This window comes from Actinoalloteichus hoggarensis, from assembly GCF_002234535.1.
GTDB lineage: Bacteria > Actinomycetota > Actinomycetes > Mycobacteriales > Pseudonocardiaceae > Actinoalloteichus_A > Actinoalloteichus_A hoggarensis.
Map to the genome: position 1 here is coordinate 1,449,946 of NZ_CP022521.1, position 18,668 is coordinate 1,468,613.

Here is an 18,668-nt window from a genome sequence, read left to right on the forward strand (position 1 = left end):
CCGTTCGTGATTCGAGGGATCACGCCGTAGCGATCTTCGCGATCCTGGTGGGCGAGCATCGTGCGGCCAGGGTCGACTCCGCCCGAGAAGCCGGCGTGGCACCGACCCGAAGAGTCGATGCCACGCCGCAGGCGGAGACCGTCAGCGCCGGTAGCTCGGCTGGGTCTGCGGGTTGAACTCGTCGTAGCGGACCCGCTTGGCGTCGTTGAGCCTGCGGTCCTTGATCTCCAGCACGTCCAGGCCCATCTGGATGTCGCTGGAGTAGATGTAGCCGTTGTAGTAGTAGGCCGACCAGGAGCCCGCCGTCCGGAGGTTCTCCGGGTCGAAGGCCTCCCGATCGAAGTAGCCGATCTCCTCGGGGTTCTCCGAGTCGGTGAAGTCCCACACGGAGACGCCGCCCTGGTACCAGGCCTGCACCATGTAGTCCCCGTCGCGGGTGGGGATCAGGGAGCCGTTGTGCGCCACGCAGTTCTCGGTGGCGCCCTGGTGGCGGGGGATCTTGTAATAGCTGCGGAACTCCAGGTTCAGATCGGTGCCCGAACCGGTGATGTCGTAGATGCCGTTCGCACCGCGCGTCGGCCCGATCTCGGCGTTGCAGGTGGCGGCGCCGCCACCGCCCAGCTCGTCGGTGAAGACGACCTTGGTGCCCTCGTTGTTGAACGTCGCCGAGTGCCAGAACGCGAAGTTCACGTCGTCGCGGACCTGCTCGATGACCACGGGGGACTCTCGGTCGGAGATGTCGAGCAGGATGCCGTCACCCATGCAGGCGCCGGCCGCGAGATCCTTCTCCGGGTAGGCGGTGATGTCGTGGCAGCCGGTGGTGGCGCGGGCGCCCTCCGGCGGTCCGGGATTCCCGCCGTCCGGGAAGAGCACCGGCTCGGCGACGACCTCGGTGGCCGACGGGTCGGCCAGCGGGACCTTCACGATCGAGATCTTGTCGTGCGGCGGGGCGCAGTTCGGGAAGTTCACCGACGGCGCGTACGAGGAGACGTACAGATAGTCGGCGTCGCCCTCGTGGTCGGGGACCAGCGTGTGGGTGTGCGAACCGCAGTCGGTGGCCACGTCGGCGACGTACTTCGGCCGGGTGGGTTTGCTGATGTCGAAGACGCGGATGCCCTCCCATGCGTTCGGGTCGGCCGCCGTGGTCGCCTCGCTGTCGCAGGTGTTGTTACTGCGGGGATAGTCGACCGAGAGATACAGCAGGTCGCCGCTCACCGACACGTCGCCCTGGCCGCCGGGGCAGTAGACCTGGGCCGCGATCTTGGGCTTGCGGGGGTTGCGGATGTCGTAGACGACGAATCCGTCGTAGTTGCCGACGTAGGCGTATCTGCCCTGGAACCCGATGTCGGTGCCGAAGGCCGCCGTGTTGTCGAAGGGCGGTGCCTTGGGAACCGATGCCAGCCTGCGGATGTTCGCGCTGTGCGAGATGCCGTCGCCCGGCCCCTGCGCGATGTGCTCGGCCACGGCGGGCGTGGGCGGGCCGTCCGGGCCGTCGGCGTCCCCGGTGGACTGTGCGGCGGCCCCCGGAACCGCCAGGACGGACGACGCCAGTAGGGCGATCGCCCCGGCGAAGACGCCTGCTCCGCGGGCATGACGACGGGAGTTTCCTCGTTGGACTCGTCTCACCAGCTGCTCCCTCACTTGTGCTGCGCGTGGCCTGGAGAAAACATGGGTCTTTGCAGTATGGCCGTCACGAGATCGCAGGCAAGGGCTGTTCGGAGTCGGATTCACGCTCTGGGAACCCGCCGGAGATCACGACGGCGGGAAAGTCGGGACCAGTAGGAAGAGGTGAACAGTGCGTCTCTCACACGTCCTGTCGCGACTGTCGGTCGCTGGTCTGCTGGTCGTCGGCCTGGCGGGCTGCACGACGAATCCTCCGGAAGAGGCGGCGTCGACAGGAGACGGTGCGCCGGTGATCATGCCCGGTGCCCCCGGCGACGATCCCCGGGACGCGACCGAGGACGAGCTGTCCTCGGCGGGCGGGCAGCCCGCGGCCAACGCCGCCGACGTGCGCTTCGTGCGGATGATGATCCCGCACCACGAGCAGGCGGGAGAGCTGACCGCCCTCGTGCCCGATCGCACCGATCATGAGCAGCTGCGCGGCCTGGCGAGTCGGATCTCCGATGCTCAGGGCGCGGAGATCGAGGCATTGGCCGGCTGGCTGGACCACCAGGGCGCGGCCGGCGACGGCGAGCACGCCGCCTCGCACGGACACGACGGCCATGAGGGTCACGGCGGGGTCGAGGGCGGCGACGCCGACTCGACGGCCGACGGCGTCGATCCGGCATCGGCGCACGACGGCATGCCGGGGATGGCCACCGAGGAGGAGATCGCGGAGCTGGCCGAGGCGGACGGCACCGACTTCGACCGACTGTTCTTCGAGTTGATGATCACGCATCACGAGGGAGCGATCACGATGGCCGAGGAGGTCCTGACCGAGGGCGCCGACGTGCAGGTGGTCGCGATGGCGCAGGACGTCCTCGTCACCCAGGTCGACGAGATCGAGACGATGCGGCGGCTGCTGGCCGAGTTGTGACCCCCGTCGGCGGCCGGGTGCGGTAGGCGTCGCCCGGCCGCCGGCCGATGCTCGCCGGGTGCCGGGTGCCGGGTGCCGGGTGCCGGGTGCCGGATGCCGGATGCGCGCCGGTCGTGCTGCTGGACGGGTGACCTCCGTGGTCGATCCCGGCAGCCGGGCCGCGCTCCGGATGCGTGTCGCATCCCCGTCGTCCCGGGTGCCTGTCTCGGGGTCGACCACGGGCCGCGGGCCCGGAGGACGCGAACAGATCACGGATCGAATTCGACGATCGACTCAGACCTTGACAGTGCCCCGCCGATGCATGACTGTGAGAGCGCTCTCACCACGGTGGGTGGTCGCACACGTCAAGGAGGACGTCATGGGAGGCATTCGACCGGGTCGGGTCGTGGCGACGGCGCTGACCGCCGCAGCGGCGACCCTGCTCGCGGGCTGCGGCGGAGGCCGGGCAGCAGGCGACGAGAACACGATCGTCGTCGCGACCTTCGGGGACTTCGGCTACGACGCGCTCCAGGCCGACTTCGCCGAGGCGTTCCCCGATCTCACGCTGGAGACGAGGGTGTCCGAGTTCGACGCCCACCACCAGCAGTTGCAGACCCAGCTCGCGGGAGGCCGCGGCGCGGCGGACATCGTCGCCATCGAGGAGGGCTGGATACCCCAGTACCGGGAGTCCCACGAGCTGTTCGTCGAGCTGGGCGCCCTCGGCGCGTCCGACATCAAGGACCGCTGGGCCGAGTGGAAGTGGGAGCAGGGCGTCGCCGACGGCGGCGAGTTCGTCCTGGGCCTCGGCACCGACGCCGGCCCGCTCGCGATGTGCTATCGCACCGACCTGTTCGAGGCGGCGGGCCTGCCGACCGACCGCGACGAGGTCTCCGCGCTGTGGCCGACGTGGGAGGACTTCGCGGCGGTGGCCGACGAGTTCAGCGCCGCGACCCCCGACGTCGCCTTCGCGGACTCGGCGGAGAACGTCTACGGCAGCATGATCAACCAGGCCCCCGAGGGCTACTTCGCCGCGGCCGACGACAGCTTCATCGCCGACGAGAACCCTGTGATCAGTGAGGCGTTCGCGCTGGCGGGCGGGCTGGCCGAGGCCGGACAGACCGCCCAGGTCAAGCCCTTCACCCAGGAGTGGAACGTCGGCCTGGCGCAGGGCGGCTTCGCGACGATGGCCTGCCCGGCCTGGATGCTCGCGCAGATCGAGAGCGCGGCGGGCGAGCAGAACGCCGGGGTGTGGGACATCGCCTCGGTGCCCGGCGGCGGCGGCAACTGGGGCGGCTCGATCCTGACCATTCCCGCACAGGGCGACGACACCGAGACGGCCTACCGGGTCGCCGAGTGGCTGACCGCGCCCGAACAGCAGAAGACGCTGTTCCTGGAGAAGGGCATCCTGCCGAGCCAGCCGGAGGTGTACCGCGATCCGGAGGTGCTCGGCGACGTCAACGAGTACTTCAACGACGCTCCGGTCGGCGAGATCTTCGCGGCCTCGGCCGACAGTCTCGCGCCCAACTACCGGGGCACCCGGGACTTCTCGGTGCGCAGCCGGTTCCAGGAGGCCCTCGGCCGGGTGGAGGAGGGCGTGCAGAGCGCCGACGAGGCCCTCGCCGACGCGCTGGAGCAGGCCGAACGGGACCTGGGCTGAGAGAGGTCGCCTCGGACCCTGATCGGGAGAACTGATGATGGTTGCGTCGACCTCGCCGCCGGAGACGCCGAAGGCGTCGTCTCCGGCGGGCGGCGAGCCCGGCCCGAAGCGTGAATCGTGGCGGGATCGGCTGGCCCGCTGGGATCTCAAGGGCACGCCGTACCTGTTGATCCTGCCCTTCTTCGCGGTGTTCCTGGGCTTCGGGCTGTTCCCGCTGCTCTACACCGGCTGGGTGTCACTGCACGACTGGCACGTCGTCCTGGGTGATCAGGGCTTCGTCGGCCTGGCGAACTTCGCCAGGCTGCTCGGCGACCCGAACTTCTGGAACGCGCTGTTCAACACGCTGAGCATCTTCCTGATCTCCACGGTGCCGCAGCTGCTGGCCGCGCTGGGGCTGGCGGCACTGCTGGATCGACGGCTGCGCGGCCGTACCTTCTGGCGAGCCGGGGTGCTGCTGCCCAACGTCGTGTCGGTGGTCGCGGTCGCGCTGGTCTTCGCCCAGCTCTTCGGGCGCGACTACGGCGTCGTCAATCACGTGCTGGGCTGGGTCGGCATCGACCCGATCAACTGGCGCTCCGGCACCTGGGCCTCTCACCTGGCGATCAGCGTCATGGTCATGTGGCGGTGGACCGGCTACAACGCGTTGATCTACCTCGCCGCGATGCAGTCCGTCCCCCGCGAGCTGTACGAGCAGGCGGAGATCGACGGGGCGTCCCGGTGGCGGACCTTCTGGGCGATCACGGTGCCCAGCATCCGCCCGACGATCATCTTCACGGTGCTGGTGTCCACCATCTACGGGTTGCAGCTCTTCGCCGAGCCGCAGCTCTTCGATCCCAAGGGGACGGCAGGCGTCGGCGGCAACTCCCGCGAGTTCCAGACGGTGACCATGTACCTCTACGAGGAGGGCGTCCGGCTCGGTGACGCGGGCTACGGCTCCGCCATCGCCTGGGCGTTGTTCCTGATCGTGCTGGTCTTCGCCGTGTTCAACTACCGACTGTCTCGACGCATCGCGTCCAAGGATTGAAGGGGCGTGCCGACGAGATGGCGACGATGACCCCCACCCCGCCCGTACGCCGGGCCCGGCCGCGCTCCGAGGACTCCCGGCGCGGCGGCGGCAGGCCCGGCCTGCTCGTCTACGGCGTGCTGTCCGCCGTGGCGGTGGCCTCGATCTTCCCGCTGTACTGGTCGTTCGTCGTGGCGAGCCGGGACAACAGCGCGGTGGCCCAGGCCACGCCGCCGATGCTGCCCGGCGGCAACCTGTTCGAGAACATCAGCCGGGTCTTCGACACGGTGGACTTCTGGCTGGCCATCCAGAACTCGCTGATCGTGGCGACCACGGTCGCGGCCTCCAACGTGTTCCTCTCCGCTCTGGCGGGCTTCGCCTTCGCCCGGCTGAGCTTCCCCGGCAGCCGCTGGCTGTTCGTGCTCGTCGTGGGGACGATGATGGTGCCCACGCAGCTCGGCATCATCCCGCTCTACATGCTGATGAGCGAGCTGGGCTGGTACGGCCGGCTGGAGGCCGTGATCGTCCCCGCGCTGGTCAGCGCGTTCGGCGTGTTCTGGATGCGCCAGGCGTGCGAGGAGACCGTGCCCTACGAGCTGATCGAGGCGGCCAGGGTCGACGGCTGCTCGGTGCTGCGGACCTTCTGGACGGTGGCGCTGCCCGCCGTGCGTCCGCAGGCCGCCGTGCTGGCGATGTTGACGTTCATGACGGCCTGGAACGACTTCTTCTGGCCGCTGGTCGTGCTCGACCCCAACGAGAGCCCGACGGTGCAGATCGTGCTGTCCAACCTGGCCAGCGGGTACTTCACCGACTATTCGCTCATGCTGACCGGGGCGACGCTGGGCGTCCTCCCGGTCGTCGTGCTGTTCATCCTGCTGGCCCGCTACATCGTCGGCGGAGTCATGCAAGGCGCTGTGAAGGGATGAGGAGAACATGGCCGTAACGAATTCGGCGGGCCGAGCCGCGACCTCCGGCGCCGTCGCGACCCCCGGGTCGCTGGTCTTCCCCGCCGACTTCCGGTGGGGGACCGCCACCGCCTCCTACCAGGTCGAGGGCGCGGTGACCGAGGACGGCCGGGGCCCGTCCATCTGGGACGTCTTCGCCGCGGAGCCCGGCCGGGTGCACGCGGGCGACAGCGGCGAGCGGGCCTGCGACCACTACCACCGGTATCCCGAGGACGTGGCGTTGATGCGGGAGCTGGGCATCGACGTCTACCGTTTCTCGGTCGCCTGGCCGAGGGTGCAGCCGGACGGTCGCACGCTGGAGCCGCGGGGACTGGACTTCTACGACCGGCTGGTCGACGAGCTGCTGACAGCGGGCATCGACCCGATGCTCACGCTGTACCACTGGGACCTGCCGCAGGCGTTGCAGGAGACCGGCGGCTGGCGGAACCGCGACACCGCCCACCGCTTCGCCGACTACGCCGGAGAGGTCTTCGCGCGGCTCGGCGACCGTGTCGCTCACTGGACGACGCTGAACGAGCCGTGGTGCTCGGCCTACCTCGGTCACTTCACCGGCCTGCACGCGCCGGGTCTGACCGATGCCAGGGCGGCGCTCACCGCCGCTCACCACCTGCTCCTCGGACACGGCCTGGCGGCGTCGACCCTGCGTGCCTCGATGAGCGAGCGTCATCGACTCTCCATCGTGCTCAACCTCGCCTCGGTGCGGGTGGACGAGGACGACGAGGCGCATCGCGAGGCGGCCCGGCGGGTCGACGGCCTGCAGAACCGGTTCTTCCTGGACCCGCTGCTGCGCGGCGCCTACCCGGCGGACGTGCTGGCGGACGTGAGCTGGCTGGGGGACTGGGACACCGCGGTGCGAGCGGGTGACGAGGAGCTGATCGCCGCGCCGCTGGACCTGCTCGGCATCAACTACTACAGCCCGAGTCGGGTCGCGCCCGCCGATCCGGAGTCCGTGGCGGGCGGGATGCCCGGCCTGCGCGGTGTCCGGCACCTGCCGCCGCGCGGCACGCTCACCGGCTTCGACTGGGAGCAGGAGCCCGCCGGGCTCCGAGACCTGCTGGTGCGGGTGAGCCGGGACTATCCCGAGGTGCCGTTGATGGTCACCGAGAACGGATCCGCGTGGCCGGACCGTGTGGAGGACGACGGCGGCGTGGTCGACCCCGACCGCGAGAACTACCTGCTGGAGCACCTGCGCGCCGTGCACGCCGCCATCGAGGCGGGCGCGGACGTCCGGGGCTACCTGGCCTGGTCGCTGCTGGACAACTTCGAGTGGGCCGCCGGGTACAGCCAGCGGTTCGGACTCGTCCACGTGGACTACCAGACCCAGCGGCGGACCGTGAAGAGCAGCGGCCGTCGGTTCGCCTCGGTGATCGCGGACAACGCGGTGCCCCCGGCGGTTCCGCCGACCGGCTGAGGCGGCGGGCTTCGAACGCCGACATCGGGGCCGTCGAGAGACGGCCGCGCCGTCGGGCTCCCCATCGTCGGTCGTCGGCGGCCGGTTGCGAGCCCGCGCGTCCTTCCGACGCGCGGGCTCGAGGGGACTCGGCTCGAAGACGGCCGCGGCACCGACCGTGCTGCGGTGTCCGGGGTTCGTGTCGTCGCTGTGGGGTGGAGAGGCCGGGGCAGCCGATGCCGGCGGCGCTGCTCCACCGGGCGGACGGGACGTGGCTCGATCACGAGGGACACCAGGCCGGATCCGTCGTCCGGTGTGATCCACCTTTTCGCCGGCATGGTCTCCCGGCTACGGGCGGGCCACAGGCCGCGGGCGGGCACGGTCCCGTCGTGCCGTCGTGCCCGTCTTCGGCGTCCACGCGGCGCGGAAGCCTACGGCGATCAGGGGCAGGGCGGCTCGGGGACGTCGAGGGCCGCCCACTCCCCGGCCAGGTCCGGACCCGCGAGCGCGGCGCAGAGCTCCGCCGCCGCATCGTCGACGTCCAACCGCCAGAGGCTCACCGCCCCCGCCTCCCCCAGACCCGCCAGGGTCGTCCCGCCCGTGGGATCCTCGACGAGGAGCACCTGGTTGATGCTGTTCTGATGGCCGCTCAGGGTGGCGAAGAGCTCACCGGAGTCCAGGTCCCACAGTCGGATCACGCGATCGTCCGGGGAGATCGTCGCGATCAGGCCGGCGTTCTCCGAGATCGCGAGACCCCGGACGGGAACGGGATGCGTGGCGAAGGTGCGCAGCAGCGCGCCGTCGGTCAGGTCCCATTCACGCAGGCGGCCGTCGTCGTGGGCGCTGATCACCGAGTGCGCCGTCGGGGAGACCGCGATGTCGATGACGGTCGGTTCATCCGCTGTGACGACGTGCCGGAGAGTCAGGTCCTCGGCAGACAGCACTTCGATGCGCATCGGCGGGTCATCGGCGCGGTCGGCGTCGTTGCTCACGTCGTCGGACACGACCAGCTCGGTGCCGTCGCGGAGGAACTGGACGTCGGCCATCCCCGACAGTTCGCGGACCCGAGGCGGAGCCGCCACGCCGACCCGCCACATCCACAGCTTCGGGGCGTTCCCCGTCACGACCGACTCCACCCGATCATCGGTGATCGCGACGAGACGCGATCCATCCGGCGAGAATCGGAGTTCCGCCACCGGCACACCGGGCTCGGCGGTCCACCTCTCGTACTCCTCGCCGTCGGGACCGTGCAGCGAGATGGTCCCGTCCGACCGGCCCACCGCGTGCCCGCCGCCGGGATCGTAGGCGACCATGGCCGGACCGCCGTCCCCGGCGGACTCGGCCACCAGCGACCCCTCGGCCGGGTTCCAGAAGCGCACGGCGCCGAGGGCGTCCGCGGCCGCCAGGACGTCGCCGTCGGGAGAGAAGTCGCCGCCGGCCAACGGCTCGTCGCCGCCCGACAACACCCGAGGCGTGATGTTGCGGCGGAACGTCCCTCGATCGAGGGTGGTCACGATCAGATCGGTGTGACTCAACCAGTCGACGTCCCAGGCGGTGGCGAACTGGATCGTCACCGGTTCCCAGGTCCGTGATCGGATCGACCAGAGCCGTACGGTGCTGCCCACGCCCGTGGCCAGCATCGAGCCGTCGGGACTGAAGGCGAACGGGCCCCCGGTTCCCGAGGACTCACGCAACTCGTCCACGATCTCGCCGGTCATGCCGTCCCGCAGCAGGATCAGGCCGTCCGGACCCATCGTGGCCAGCATCCCGGTGTCGCGGGCGAAGGCGACGGTCACCATCTCGCCGCCCGCACGCTCGGCTCCGTCGGGGGCGGCGTGGCCGTCGAGCGGAACGGGCTCGACGCCTGTCTCAGGCTCCCATAACAGCGCGCTTCCGTCGCCGAACCCCACGGCGAGTCGATGACCGCCGGGGGAGAACGCGATGCTCGTGGGCGGGGCGCTGATCGGCAGTTCGGCAAGCACCTCGCCGGAACGCGGCTCCCAGACCGTCAGCCGGTCGCCCGCCGCACCGCCGGTCGCGGCGATCGCGCCGCCGTCCAGCCGCACGTCCACGACGCCGTAACCGGGCAGGTGCCGCAGCAGGACCTCGCGTCGCATGTCCCAGACGCAGAGGCCGTCGGGCTCCAGCGATCCGGTGACCAGCAACTCCCCGTCGGCGGAGAACGCCGTGCCGAGGATGTCCGCCGTGTGGCAGTCCCACTCGGATGCGACCAGCTCCCTGCTGTCGGCGTCATAGACGTCGAGCACGCCGTCCGGTCTGCCGACGGCGATCCGGCGGGTCTCGCCGGACGCGGCCACCGCCCACGCGGACTGGGGCTCGTCGGCGCCGTAGCGTCCCGCGTAGTCGGTGCGTCGAGCGGCCAGCACCGCGCCTCGCGCCTCCACGGTCGGCGCCGCCCGCAGCGCGGCCAACGCGAACAGCATCGACTGGCGGGGATTGACGTCCAGGGCCGTCATGGTCTGGGCGGCGAACTGGCGGGACTGACCGATACGACGCTGCGCCTCGCTCTCCAGATTCGACCGCCACGCGAGCCCGCCGGCGGCCACCGCCACCACCAGTAGGACGGCGAGCCCGGTGACCAGGCCGCGAAGCCGACGAGTGACCCGCATCTCGGCCAGCCGCTCGGCTCGCTCCGCCGCCGTGCTCGCGTCGAGGAAGCGACGCTCCTCCTCGGTGAGGTCGTCCCGTCCCGCCGCCCATTCCCGGGCGGTGGCCAGTCTGCCCGCGCGATAGAGACCGCTCGGGTCCTGCCCGGACTCCGCCCAGTAGCGGGCCGAGTCGTCGAGTCTGCGGCGGATCACCAGCCCCGCTCGGTCCTCCCGCACCCAGCCCGCCAGCCGGGGCCACGCCGACAGCAGGATCTCGTGTGCGAACTCGACGCTCTCGTCGCCCGCGGTGACCAGTCGCGCGGTGACCAGCCTGGTCAGCAGCCAGTCGGGCACGGCGGAGCGCGGAACCCGGCGGCGGACCGGCCGGTCGCCCTCGGCGAGGGCGACGAGACTCAGCATGGTGGTGCGCAGGACACCGCGATCCGTCTCGTCGAGATCCTGGTGGATGCGCTCGGCGGTCTCGGCCACCGCGCCGTGGATGCCGCCCGCCGCGCGATAATCGGCGACGGTCATGCGGCGGCCCCCGCCGCGCAGCCAGGTCGTCCGCAGGCTGTGGGCGAGCAGGGGCAGGGCGCCCGCAGGCGGCGGCCTGCCGTGATCGCCGACCAGTTCCGCGAGCAGCAGCTCGGTCAGGCCCGGTTCCAGCTCGATGCCCGCGCGGGCGGCGGGCTCGACGATCGCACTGCGCAACCCGGCGCGTCGCATGGCGGTGACCGAGACGTGACCCTCGCTCAGCAGCGCGGCCAACCGGTCGATCCGCAGGCAGTCCGGGAGGAAGTCGGCCCGGACGGCCGCCACGACCAGCGCCGAGCCCGCGGTGGTCAACGCCGTGACGAAGGCGGCCCGCTCCGCCGGATCGGTGCACAGGGTGAACAGCTCTTCGAGCTGATCGACGACGATCAGCAGCCGGGCGTCGGGACGACCCGCCGTCACGGCGGCCTGCACGGCCAGCGCGCCGAACGCCGACGGCTCCGCCCGCACGTCCGAGATCGCGCGCGCCGCCGACACCCGTGCCAGCGCGGCCGTCCGGCCGACCAGCTCGGCCAGCGGCGTCCGGCCGGGCGTCATCCGCAGCCACGGCCAGGAGCCCGCGCCCTCGACCGGGAGCCCGCCGTCGGCCACGGCGGGCAGCAGCCCGGCGGCGAGCAGGGAGGACTTCCCCGCGCCGGAGTCGCCGACCACCAGCAGCGGGCCGCCGCCGTCCAGCTGCTCGGCGAGCCTGCTGAGCAACAGCGTGACCAGCTCTTCGCGACCGAAGAACCATTCGGCGTCGGCGATGCCGAAACTGGTGAGGCCGGGGAACGGGGTCGGCGCGTCGATCGGTTCGTCGGCTTCGGCGTCCGGAGCCGACGAGCCGGCTCGGCCCGCGGGCCCCCCGGCATCGGCACCGGGACCCGCCGACGGCTCCGGCCGCGGCGTGCCGGGGGCCGCCGGTCGGCGGGGCGGTGCGAGTGCCCGGCGGCGGGTCTCGGTCACCTCGAACAGGGTGCGCATCGCCAGATCGGTCTGCTGACGTTGGACGACGACCAGTTCTGCCAACAGCCGTTGGGCATCGGTGAGCAGCCAGCTCAGTTCGTCGAACCGGCCGCCCGCAGCGGCCATCGCGCTGGTCAGGTCGCGGTGCAGCTCGCCGGTCGCCTCGGCCAGGGCCACCGGGACGGCGTTCACCGCGCGCAGCAGCGCGGTGATCTCGGCTCGGATCGCCCGGCCCTGTTCATCGGTGGCGGCCAGCAGCGGGGCGACCGCCTCGGCGACGGCCTCCCGCCAGGCGGCCTCCGACGGAGGTTCCGCGTCGTCGGACCCCCCGCCTCGGTCACGCATCCGGTCGGCGGTGTCGGCGAGGACGTCCCCGAGGTAGCCACTGCCCATGTTGCCGAGCTGATCGAGCGCGGCGGAGAACTCCTCGGTCGTCTCGAGAGAGGGCGCGGCGATCGGCGCGACGGCGGAGGCGGCCAGGAACGCGATGATCCCGTACGGCGTGGCCTTGCGGAGCCCCCGTCCGGCACCGCGAATCCACGAACGGACCCCGCGCTCCGCTCGCCGTCGGAGCGTCAGGTCGGCGACGGGATCGCCTGCGTCCGACGGAGCGGCGCCGGCATCGGTTTCGGCATCGTCGGCGGGTCGCGGTTCGTTCGGCCCCGAGCTGCTCGACTCCCCGACCCGCGGTCTCGGCTCGTCCCGTCCTGAGTCGTGTGGTGCCTGCTCGGGCGCGGCCGGTTCGTCATCGGGCGTCTCGGTTGCGGGGCGCTCGGCGGGATCGCCTGTCGGGTCGATCGCTGAATCCTCGTTCGAGTCACCCTCGCCCTGCATTCTTCGCGCCCCCCGGAGAGAAGAAAAGGTCACCTTAGGACCGGGAAGGGTAGCCGCTGCACCGTCCGACGGGTGATCTATGGGTCACGATACGACTACGGTGCGACGCGGATCGGGGAGTGGCGTCGGCGGCTCGCTCACCGCGGTGGGAGAGGTGACCCGCCGTGACTCGGCGGAGGCGGTCCCGGCTGCGGCGGTGTTCCGCCGGGCTGTCCCGGCCTCGGCCGGCCGCCCGACGGCGGCCATGGCGAGCCCGTGACCGGGGTGAACGGCGGCCGCCCGTCCTGCGGTGGCCGTGATGGCCCACCGCCGCCCGCGAACGGCGGCAGGCCGCCCGCCGGGAGTCGGGGATCGCCGGGTGGCCGCGGCGGCGCCCCGGCCGGCCCCGGCGGGGGGCCGTACTGCGACGGGCCCGACCGGGGTGAGCCGAACTGGGGCGGATCGGGCTGGGGGGAGCCCGACGGCGGCGGGCCGAACCGCTGCGGGCCGCCGCCGGGATGCGGCGGGTGATGTCCCGGCGGGGCCGTGCCGCCGGGCGCGTCGGGTGCGACGCTCCGCCGGATCGCGCCCACGAGTGCGGCGAGTCCGTAGAGCACGTAGCCGACCACGATCAGTCCGACCAGGAATCCGACGACGACGCCGGCGAATCCGCCGTCTCGCGGATCGAGGAAGGGGTAGTTGTCCCATCCCGCCGTGACGTAGCAGACGATGTAGAGCAGCGGGAACACCGGCCAGGTCAGGGGATGCCACCAGCGGGTGCGCTGCTGCCCCCGGCCGACCGCCGCCCAGTCGACGAGTACGAGCAACGGGGTGACCGCGTGGGTGAGCAGGTCGCGCGGGTGTGTCAGGCTGCCGCTCATCATCGTGAGATAGGTGCCGCCGACGAGCGTCATCAACACGGTGGTGGCGCCTCGAATCCACGAGGAGGCCGGCTCGTGTCGGCGTCCGCCGGTGAACAGCGGATAGAGCAGCAGGACCAGGTACACGATGCTGGTGAAGAGGTTGCCCAGCTGCGTGAGGAAGGTCAGGTTCGGCAGGTGGCCGCCGTAGTAGAGCCAGAATCCCGTGAAGGCGCTCGCGACGATCAGCAGCCGCCAGATGCTCACTCCGATGAGGACTCCGGGATGGACACGGGGCATCTGCGCAGGCCTTTCGAATCGACGTTCCGCTGTGCTCGAACGCTCATGGCGGTCGTTCGAGTGCAGGCCTGGGACGTCGGGCATCGCGGTCTGGTTCCCGCCGGTCGGCATCGGCGCCGGGGCCGTGCGCCCGGGCAGGCAGTCAGGCCGAGACCCGAGTGATCGACTCGGCGGCGGGTGCTCGCGGCGTGCGGCGGCGACCGCTGGGCCGTGCCGGGAGACCGCTTGGCGGTGAGGAGATCACCAGATTCGGTTCAATCTCGTTCTTTCCTTGACTGGTGTAGACCAATCCGGTTCCCTGGTAGTCGTTCCATCCGGCTACCTCCAGCGACGTACTCGGTATGGCGATCCGCATCGGCGCTCACCGGGTGCGCTTCGCACCGAATGAAGGAGCGATCACATGCCGAGGAAGCGTCTCCTGGCCGCACTGGCCTCCTTAGCCCTTGCGGGCGCGCTGACCGTCGGGGTGCCGACGGTCGTCGCCTCCGCGGCGGCGCCGTCGCCCGAGGCGAACTCGACGGCGGTGGAGCAGTCGTTCATCGTGAGCGAGGCTCAGTTCAACCAGATGTTCCCGAACCGGAACCCCTTCTACACCTACGGCGGGCTGACGGCGGCGCTGGGCTCGTACCCCGGCTTCACCAACACCGGCGACGAGACGACCCGCCGACGGGAGGCCGCGGCGTTCCTGGCCAACGTCGACCACGAGACCGGCGGGCTGGTCCACATCGTCGAACAGAACGAGGCCAACTACCCGCACTACTGCGACTGGAGTCAGCCCTTCGGCTGCCCGGCGGGGCAGGCCGCCTACTACGGCAAGGGCCCGATCCAGCTCAGCTGGAACTACAACTACAAGGCGGCGGGCGACGCGCTCGGCATCGACCTGCTGAACAACCCGTGGCTGGTTCAGAACGACGCGGCCGTGTCCTGGCAGACCGCCCTCTGGTTCTGGAACACCCAGCCCGGCGCGGGACATCGCCCCGCCCACGAGTCCATCGTGAACGGTCACGGCTTCGGCGAGACCATTCGCAGCATCAACGGCAGCATCGAGTGCAACGGCGGCAATCCGGCGCAGGTCGAGGCCAGGGTGAGCGCCTACCGGAACTTCACCGCGATCCTCGGCACCACCCCTGGCGAGAACCTGTACTGCTGAGCCTCCCCACGGCCGGACACCGTATCGGCCCGGCGGTGACGAGTCGGTAGAGCCGAACCGTGTGTACTCGTCCCGCCCCGCCGAATCTCGCCCGGCGCCGACTCCTCGGCTCGCCGCGGACCGACTACCCGGTCCCACCCCTGCCCATGACCGTGGTGCGGCACGGCGAGCCGAGGACGTCCGCCCGGCGAGGACCGCGCGGACGGCACCCCGCCCGACCGACCCGGCCGCCGTCACCGACCTGCCGGTCGGCCGACCCGCCGAGCCGCTCGAATAGCGTTGTGCGGATGCGCCTCCTCTTCCTCTGTACAGGCAACACCTGCCGCTCCCCGATGGCGGCGGCGATCACCGCCGCCAAGGCGCAGGCCAGGGGCCTCCGAGTCGACGTGTCCTCGGCCGGAGTTCGTGCCGAGGACACGATCGCCCCGCCCGCCGTCGCGGTGCTGCGCGCCCGAGACATCGACGTGGCGGCCGACCGCCGTGCGGTGCAGGCCACGGCGGACCTGGTGCGATCGGCGGACCTGATCCTCTGCGCCACCGTCGCGCACCGCGAGCTGGTGTGCGCCGAGTTCCTGCCCGCGACGGACGCGGACGCCGACGCGGGCGACCTCGCCGCTCGGATCGTCGTCTGGGCCGAGTTCGTGGCCAGGGCGCGGGCCGCGGCACCGGAGACCGACCTGGCGGGACTGCTCGCCTCCCCGCCGTTGCCGATGCCCGCGGCGGAGATCGACCTCGCGGACCCGGCGGGTCGGGGCGACCCGGCCTATGCGGCCGCCGCCGCACAGATCGACACCCTCGCCGACGCGCTGCTCGACATCGTGGCGACGCACTCGCGGTGAGCCCGACGCCGTCGTCCGGCCGGCTTCGACGGTCCTGCCCGCCACGGCTCGATTCACCGTCGGGGTGCCGGACCCGCCGGTGCGTCGGGATCGGTCGGACCGCGCACTCGGCTCCGGGCGGGCGGCGTGCGTTGCCTGCGGCGTGGACCCGGCCGCTCCCGTGAGACAGGACAGGCGCTCAAACGGCACGACGAACGCCGCCGAGGCTCAGGGCGGCCACGAGCATTTCCGTCGTCCTGTCCCGCTCCTGCGGATGACGACCGACGCGGTGGGGCCGGTGGGACTCGAACCCACACTGGCACGGACCTAAACCGTGTGCCTCTGCCAATTGGGCCACGGCCCCGTGAGCGTGTGCCGTGGACCGGCTCACACCGGTCTCGAAGCCTACCGGGTGGCCGATCTCGGCTCCATGCTCGCCCTGCTCAGCCGCCGGAGCCGGTGAGCAGTCCGATGCCGAGGCTGACGACGCCGACGACCAGGCAGAGCGCTCCTGCCCAGAGCAGCACGACGGCCTTGTTGGGGCTGGTGCGCCCGCTGCCCGCCGAGGCGGCGAAGAAGCCGCCGGACATCAGGGCGGCGGCGAGCGGAAGGCCGAGTCGGGCGGACCAGCCGAGTACGCCGGTCATCGTGTCCGCGTAGAGCAGTCCGACGAGGCTGAGGATCACGAGCACGCCCGCGTGGCCGTGTCCGGCGCGGGCGAAGGACTTCTGGAAGTCGGTCATCGCGACCCGCCCCGTGACGATGCGGGTCATGAACCAGCCGCCTACGGCGATGCCCACCACGGTGAGCAGGACCAGGCCCGCGATGATCCGAGTGTGCGGCTGGAGCGTCGTCGTCATGAGCCTTGATCCCCCTGATGGGCGTGGTGGGCGCGTCGCGCGCTGATAACGCCGTTATGAAACAGTGTTTCGATACGGCTGTCAACCGTCCCGTCGTGGCATGCGAGCTGGTGATCTAACGTTGTCCGCGCCGCATCGGTGCGAGGAGGAGACGTGGCCCGCCATCCCCAAGAGATCGAACGTGACATCGAGCAGGCCCGCGACGCGCTGGCCGAGACCCTGGACGAGCTGAGCACTCGTGCCCATCCCAAGCGGTTCGTCGAGACCGCACAGAGCAGTGTGCTCGCGAAGTTCGACGATCCCAAGGTCCGAATCTCAGTGATGGTGATCGCGGCTCTGGTCGTGCTCGCCGTTCTGCGCAGGCTCTTCCGCTGACGTCGGATGAGCGGCGTTCGGGGGTGCGGCGGCCCCCGAACGCCACCGTCCTCACGCCGAGTCGGCCGCCGGTCGCTCGGTATCGTCCGACCCGGTCGCCGAATCGGCGGCGTCGTCGGACGTCGATTCCGGCGCGGCGGCCTCGACGGGCATCGCCGTGGTGCGGCTGCCGCGACGGCGCCGTGATGCGGTGTCCTTCTTCTTGCGTGGTGTCGCGCCCGCGGTCTTCTCCTCGGCCGCCGCGGCGTCGGCCGGAAGCTCGTCGGCGGCCTCGGCCCGCTCGGTGATCCGGGATTCGTCGGACCTGGGCGTCAAGTGTCGGGCGGTGAGGTACGCGGAGGTGAACGCCAGCGCGTCCCCGTCCAGCAGATGCACGACGGTGGGGTCTCCTTCTCCGGCGTGAAGTTCGCGGGCGAGTCGGTCGGCGGCCTCACGGGCGGTGAGGATGTCGACCGCGTGCACGCTGCGGCTCTGGACCCCGTCCGAGACGGTGACGGTCCAGTCGTCGCCGTCCGAGGCGTACTCGGCGACGAGATGAGAGGAGGCCTGCGCCCCGTCGGCCTGGTGGCTCGCTTTCCGCATGGGCCTATCGTCCGACGGCGTTGCGCCCTTCGCACGACGGGGCGTAGGCGAAACGGTCCATCGGTCACTGGGCTGATCGGAGTATCGCCGACTCCGGTCGACCACGTGACGTTCCTGTCAGTGCGATAAGGCAACCTGATAGGGCTAATTGTTGATCAAGGAGAGACGATGCCCCGAGTGCTGTCCGAGCAGGACCTTGAATACTTAGCGACGGAACTCGCGGCGGGGCGCCCACCCATGGTGTGGTTCACCTCCCGCGCCGTCGGCGTCGAGTCCGGTCGATCCGGCAAGGTGACGGCTCTCGACGAGCCCGCCGAAGGGGAGTTCATCCAGGTTCGCCCCACCGGCTCGCAGGATGTGCTCTCGTTCTCGGCTGCCGAGGTGACACTCACCAAGCCGGCTCGCAAGCCGCGCAAGCCGGACACGCCGGAGCCTGTGCAGTCCGACGGGCCGACGGCCCCCGGCCCGATCGAGCCGGTCTGGACGCCCGAGCCGCCGCCTGCGCCGACGAGCCGGGGTGCCAAGTCTCGATCCAGCACGGAGAACGGAGATTCAGTGACCGAGCCGACCGCGACTCGTAAGCCTGCCGCAGGCAAGCGAGCGAAGCCGGGTGCCGCGGCGACGATCGTCCTCACCTCCACTGCCGAAGGGCTGTGGACGGCAGAGGTGACCGTCGGCGCGAAGAAGGCGCTCAAGCCGACGACGATCAGCATGAGTGCCGTGGCGCAGGCCGTGAAGATCCTGCATCCCGAGGCCGACGCCGCGGTGCAGCCGGTGCTCGACGCCGCGCGTGAGCAGCAGCGTGCCAAGGTGGAGCAGCTTCAGGCCGAGCTGGAGGAGGCCCGGCGCCTGCTGGGTGACCTCGACGAGCCCGCGTCGCAGACGGAGACGGAGTCGGCCGAGCGGTCCGGCGACGCCGACGCCGCGGCGGACGCCGCGCCCGCCGAGTCCTCTCCGGAGGGCGCGGGCGCCTGAGCCGCCCACTCCGCCCAGGACGGTGCCCGGTCGACGGTCGGTCGACCGGGCACCGTCCTGTTTCGGAGAGGTCACGACGCATTTCTCGCACTATGGTTGTATATCCTTTATAAGAAGTGATCTATATCACCATCGTCTCTCTTCGATGTGTATCCGACGCTATGTTCGTGATCAGTTCGTTAATTACTGATTGCCGACTGAACGATCACCATTGAACTGTCCGGCAAAAGGGTCAGAACATGGCGGCCGAACGGTCGATCGAGGGGACGGTGTCAATGAAGAGCAGAAAAGTATCGGCA

General features: G+C 71.0%; 14 protein-coding genes and 1 tRNA gene. 9 read left to right on the plus strand and 6 right to left on the minus strand.

Annotation, left to right across the window (positions count from 1 at the left end):
• Positions 1-141: 141 nt before the first annotated feature.
• Positions 142-1,626, minus strand: coding sequence for an LVIVD repeat-containing protein (locus AHOG_RS06545; protein WP_376700035.1), 1,485 nt, complete (start codon positions 1,624-1,626; stop codon positions 142-144).
• 169 nt (positions 1,627-1,795) lie between these two features.
• Between AHOG_RS06545 and AHOG_RS06550 the strand changes: the two genes are divergently transcribed.
• From AHOG_RS06550 to AHOG_RS06570, 5 genes are all read left to right on the plus strand, one after another.
• Entirely contained in the window at positions 1,796-2,536 is a 741-nt protein-coding gene (locus AHOG_RS06550) for a DUF305 domain-containing protein (RefSeq protein WP_245856595.1), read from the plus strand.
• 358 nt (positions 2,537-2,894) lie between these two features.
• Entirely contained in the window at positions 2,895-4,172 is a 1,278-nt protein-coding gene (locus AHOG_RS06555; RefSeq protein WP_093944221.1) for an extracellular solute-binding protein, read from the plus strand.
• Positions 4,173-4,206: 34 nt separating this feature from the next.
• Positions 4,207-5,196, plus strand: coding sequence for a carbohydrate ABC transporter permease (locus tag AHOG_RS06560; protein ID WP_093940550.1), 990 nt, complete (start codon positions 4,207-4,209; stop codon positions 5,194-5,196).
• Positions 5,197-5,222: 26 nt separating this feature from the next.
• Positions 5,223-6,101 carry a carbohydrate ABC transporter permease gene (locus tag AHOG_RS06565; protein ID WP_211290539.1) on the plus strand — a complete coding sequence of 293 codons (879 nt, stop codon included), beginning with the start codon at positions 5,223-5,225 and terminating at the stop codon, positions 6,099-6,101.
• Positions 6,102-6,108: 7 nt separating this feature from the next.
• Entirely contained in the window at positions 6,109-7,551 is a 1,443-nt protein-coding gene (locus AHOG_RS06570; RefSeq protein ID WP_093940552.1) for a GH1 family beta-glucosidase, read from the plus strand.
• Between the two features lie 419 nt (positions 7,552-7,970).
• Here the strand turns inward: AHOG_RS06570 and AHOG_RS06575 are convergent, their stop codons facing one another.
• Both AHOG_RS06575 and AHOG_RS29810 read right to left on the minus strand, forming a co-directional pair.
• Positions 7,971-12,470, minus strand: coding sequence for an nSTAND1 domain-containing NTPase (locus AHOG_RS06575; protein ID WP_093940553.1), 4,500 nt, complete (start codon positions 12,468-12,470; stop codon positions 7,971-7,973).
• Positions 12,471-12,607: 137 nt separating this feature from the next.
• Positions 12,608-13,609: a Pr6Pr family membrane protein gene (locus tag AHOG_RS29810; RefSeq protein ID WP_093940554.1), complete on the minus strand. Its 1,002-nt coding sequence runs from the start codon at positions 13,607-13,609 to the stop codon at positions 12,608-12,610.
• A 400-nt stretch (positions 13,610-14,009) separates the two neighbouring features.
• Here AHOG_RS29810 and AHOG_RS06585 point away from each other — a divergent pair, with 400 nt between their 5' ends.
• Both AHOG_RS06585 and AHOG_RS06590 read left to right on the plus strand, forming a co-directional pair.
• On the plus strand, positions 14,010-14,759 hold the full coding sequence (locus AHOG_RS06585; protein WP_093940555.1) for a chitinase: 750 nt from the start codon (positions 14,010-14,012) through the stop codon (positions 14,757-14,759).
• Between the two features lie 287 nt (positions 14,760-15,046).
• Positions 15,047-15,598: an arsenate reductase/protein-tyrosine-phosphatase family protein gene (locus AHOG_RS06590; RefSeq protein ID WP_169725821.1), complete on the plus strand. Its 552-nt coding sequence runs from the start codon at positions 15,047-15,049 to the stop codon at positions 15,596-15,598.
• A gap of 269 nt (positions 15,599-15,867) precedes the next feature.
• Here the strand turns inward: AHOG_RS06590 and AHOG_RS06595 are convergent.
• Together AHOG_RS06595 and AHOG_RS06600 are read right to left on the minus strand one after the other, a co-directional pair.
• Positions 15,868-15,941 (minus strand) — tRNA-Leu (locus AHOG_RS06595).
• A gap of 79 nt (positions 15,942-16,020) precedes the next feature.
• Positions 16,021-16,437, minus strand: a complete 417-nt coding sequence (locus AHOG_RS06600) for a hypothetical protein (protein ID WP_093940557.1) — start codon at positions 16,435-16,437, stop codon at positions 16,021-16,023.
• Positions 16,438-16,590: 153 nt separating this feature from the next.
• On the opposite strand from AHOG_RS06600, the gene AHOG_RS06605 reads away from it, so the two are divergent.
• Positions 16,591-16,812: a DUF3618 domain-containing protein gene (locus tag AHOG_RS06605; protein WP_093940558.1), complete on the plus strand. Its 222-nt coding sequence runs from the start codon at positions 16,591-16,593 to the stop codon at positions 16,810-16,812.
• A gap of 51 nt (positions 16,813-16,863) precedes the next feature.
• Here the strand turns inward: AHOG_RS06605 and AHOG_RS06610 are convergent, their stop codons facing one another.
• Positions 16,864-17,394, minus strand: coding sequence for a hypothetical protein (locus AHOG_RS06610; RefSeq protein ID WP_093940559.1), 531 nt, complete (start codon positions 17,392-17,394; stop codon positions 16,864-16,866).
• Between the two features lie 168 nt (positions 17,395-17,562).
• On the opposite strand from AHOG_RS06610, the gene AHOG_RS06615 reads away from it, so the two are divergent.
• Positions 17,563-18,369 carry a DUF6319 family protein gene (locus AHOG_RS06615; RefSeq protein WP_184450906.1) on the plus strand — a complete coding sequence of 269 codons (807 nt, stop codon included), beginning with the start codon at positions 17,563-17,565 and terminating at the stop codon, positions 18,367-18,369.
• Positions 18,370-18,668: the final 299 nt, after the last annotated feature.